The sequence below is a fragment of the Xanthovirga aplysinae genome (genome assembly GCF_009711365.1).
GTDB classification, from domain to species: domain Bacteria; phylum Bacteroidota; class Bacteroidia; order Cytophagales; family Cyclobacteriaceae; genus Xanthovirga; species Xanthovirga aplysinae.
The window spans coordinates 1-3,601 of the sequence record NZ_SMMB01000740.1 but is presented as its reverse complement, the minus strand read 5'-3'; the positions used below and the strand labels follow the sequence as shown (position 1 = coordinate 3,601).

Here is a 3,601-nt window from a genome sequence, read left to right as displayed (position 1 = left end):
TTCTGCAAATTTTATCCACTTAGAGGAATCTCGAAAGAAGTCCTCCCTTTATCATTTAAGTGGTCATTTTTCCCTGTATTTGGTTGAACTTTTTAAGTTGTTTTAGCAGACAAAATTTTATGGATTCAATTTTTATATTCTCTTATATCTGGAGGATTTTTTTTAGAAATGTAAATCAACTTATCGGGCTTCTTGTTATAAAGGAAAAATCCGGTAATGATTTCGGGAGGGTCATTGTAAAAAGGTTCCTGATATCAACCAGGGTCTTAATTTTCAAAAGGTTATTTCTTAAAATGTTCATTGGAACTGGAATATTAATATGATTAGGACCATTTTAGTAACAGGTGCAACAGGAAATATAGGAAGCTTGGTCATTCCTCAATTAGTGGAAAAGGGGGCTCAAGTCCGGGCCTATGTTAGAAATTCCAAAAAGGCAGAAAAGTTAAGGGAAATGGGAGTTCAACTTTTTGAAGGAGATTTTTCCAATCAGAAGGCTTTGAATAAGGCTGCGGAAGGGGTAGATGCAGTATTAGCCCTTACTCCACCGAACTCCGATGCCGTGGCACAGGGGAAGGCAATATTAAATGCTGCTTTACATGCTGGGACACCTTACTATGTTCGGGTTTCAGCTATAGGTGCAGCTGAGGATGCCCCTACGGAAAATGGACGTATGCATTATATCAGTGATGAGGCCCTTATACAATCCGGATTGCCTTTTACTATTATTCGTCCCCACTTTTTTATGCAAAATTTATTGGGTGCTCTTGAAAGCATTAAATGTGAGAGCAAAATGTATTGGGGCATGGGTGATGGTAAACTAGGATTGGTTGATGTGCGAGATATTGCCGATTGTGTCACTAAATTATTGGTAGAAGGGGAGCATGATGGTTTAATATATACCCTCACAGGTCCTGCATCTATTTCATTTTACCAAATGGCTGAAGTACTTTCTCAAAGTTTGGACAAACAAGTTGAATATGTTCCTATTTCCGTTGATGAAGTTTATAAGGCATTTTTGCAAATGGGAATGGATGATTGGTTTGCTCAAGTAATGAGAGATTATTCCAAAGCTTATAGTGAAAACTGGGGGGATTATACCACTGGTGATGTAGAAGTAATTACAGGAAATGAACCCAGAAGCTTTCGACAGTTTTCTGAGGAGGTATTTCTTCCCGTATTTAAAGGTTAAGAATTATGAATATTGAATTAGATCATACTATTGTTTCGGTTGCGGATGTTCCTAAAAGTATAGCATTTTATACAGACATTATGGGCTTTCATTACGAAGGAGAAATAGGGCCTTTCCACGTCATCAGAATTAATGATCATTTGGTTTTTGACTTGAGAAAGTCAGAGAAAGTATTACCTGAGCATTATGCCTTCTCCATGCCAAAAGGAGATTTTGAAGAAGTAAGAAGGCGGTGGATTGCTTCCAATATTTTATTTGGCAATAGCCCCTTTGATCAGGAAAATAAAGGTGAACCCAAACGTTGGCAAGGAGCCAAAGGAGAAACCTGGGCTTTGTATGCAAAAGATCCCGACAAACATAGCATAGAAATTAGAACCTATGAATAATGGGGTAAGGAAAATTTTTTTTAGAGTAATAGTCCCACTGAAAAGGAAAAGTGTTTGCATAAACTTATGTTTGGTTGGATGGTTTATTACTTGTTGAAAGACTCCTTTTCAATTGGAAAAAATGAGAGTGGAAAAGATCTTTATTTTGCTTTTTGGGATTTTTGTTTTCCTTAATCTAAAATGTTTTGGCCAGGATTATCCTGAGGTCGAGGATCTAAAGGCTATTAAACTGGAAAAACAAGGGATTTACAATTATAAATTAGAAATGGGAACAAACACCTTTGGCTTCCCCATTTATATTCCAGTAATAATCATTCAGGGAAAAACTAAAGGACCTACTCTTGGTTTAGTTGCTGGAATTCATGGAGATGAGTTAAATGGAATTTCCATAGTACATAAGCTGGTTGAGCAAATTGATGTTTATCAACTTAAGGGGCGAATCATTGCCATTCCTGGGATTAATGCTTATGCAATTCATCAAGATCAGCGTTTGTTTATTGAGAATTATGATTTGAACCGATTGTTTCCTGGGGAAAAATATGGCAACCAAAGTCAACAATTTGTTTATAAAATTACCCATAACATTCTTCCTTTATTTGATTTCCTAATAGATATGCATACCGCCAGTTTTGGAAGAGCAAATAGTATGTATGTTAGGGCAGATTTAGAAAATGATACTTTAAGAGCTCTGGCTTTTTTGCAGCAAGCAGATATCATTTTGGATACGAAAGTGGCATCAGTAGGAGAAATTTCCAGTCGTTCAGCTACCTTGAGGGCAACTGCTTCCTTAATGGGAATAAGTTCGATTACGGTGGAATATGGAAACCCATTTGTTTACCAGAAAGAGATTAACGAAAGAGGAGTGAAGGGTATTTTGAATTCCCTGGGATGGTTAGGTATGTATGGGAAATTTACCTTCCCTAAGGTGAAAAATCAAATTATTTGCCAAAGTTCTTTTTGGATATATACTGTGGAGGGTGGCTTTTTGGAGGTGCTCGTTGAATTAAAAGATTATTTAAAAAAAGGAGATAAGATTGCGCAAGTGAGGAACGCCTTTGGAAAGGTAATAGGGGAATACTTTGCTCCGGAAGATGGGATTGTAATTAGTAAGAGTACGGACCCTACCAATATGAATGGGGGACGAGTGATTCAGTTAGGGATTATTGATAAATAAGAATTAGGAAGTATAGTTTTAATTATAAATTAGTCTCTTTTCCCTTCCTTCTCTTAAAAAAATTATCAGGAAATTCTAAATATGTTGGTGAGAAGATGATTGTTATAACGGTGCTCCTTTAAAATTTAAAGAAATTAAAAATAAATTCTTGATAAGATTTTTCTCCAATCGTCCATGTATTACTTTTTTTAACCTGTGGAATTTAATCCATGAGAAATTCTCAGATACTACCAATTTAAACTGTGTCATTTCCCGATAGAAAAGGTTTTAATTAAGCAATCTCATTTTAAAAATTTAGTTTTTATTTAAACCATTTAGAGTTTCTTAGGTCAAAGCCAATAATTCTTCATATTGAATTTTATTTTTTTAACTAATTTTTTACAGAGATGAGAAGGTTCTTTAATCTTGGCTTAGTTGCTTTCCTGCTTTTAAATGCTTCCTGTGGGGTAATTGAATATATTCCGCCGAGTATCGGAAGTCCATATTATAGAGGGTACCTGATGATTGATGGTCTAAGAACCATGGATTTTCAGGCTCAAGGTTTGACTTTTTATATCAATGAATACGGTAATTTGTATTACAGACAAGGAGATGTTCTGTTCAATCTGCAAAGTAAAAATATACAACAGATGCCTTATTCTCGTGCTCACATTGAAAGAGATTCCAAGGGCCGGATAACCAGAATTGGAAATACCAATATTGATTACCGGTGGGATGATGTCGATAAAATTGGAGGTCTTAAAATTGATTATACTTTCGGGGAAGTAAGGAAAATTAATGAGGTCCGTTTAAATTATCGTTTTGGGAAAATTTCAGAAGTAGGTGGACTGCGGGTGGATTATAGTTTTGATA

The 3,601-nt window shown here is 35.7% G+C and carries 4 protein-coding genes; all 4 read left to right on the top strand.

The features are described 5' to 3' along the window. Positions 1-319: 319 nt before the first annotated feature. On the top strand, positions 320-1,189 hold the full coding sequence (locus E1171_RS04925; protein ID WP_155204671.1) for an SDR family oxidoreductase: 870 nt from the start codon (positions 320-322) through the stop codon (positions 1,187-1,189). Positions 1,190-1,194: 5 nt separating this feature from the next. Further along, the gene (locus tag E1171_RS04920) at positions 1,195-1,575 is read left to right on the top strand and encodes a VOC family protein (protein WP_155204669.1); all 381 of its coding nucleotides are present in this window, start codon (positions 1,195-1,197) and stop codon (positions 1,573-1,575) included. Between the two features lie 121 nt (positions 1,576-1,696). Next, a complete protein-coding gene (locus tag E1171_RS04915; RefSeq protein WP_155204667.1) occupies positions 1,697-2,749 on the top strand; it encodes a succinylglutamate desuccinylase/aspartoacylase family protein in 1,053 nt (350 codons plus the stop codon). Positions 2,750-3,135: 386 nt separating this feature from the next. Next, positions 3,136-3,601: hypothetical protein (locus tag E1171_RS04910; protein ID WP_155204666.1), on the top strand; the 466-nt coding region annotated here is incomplete at its 3' end.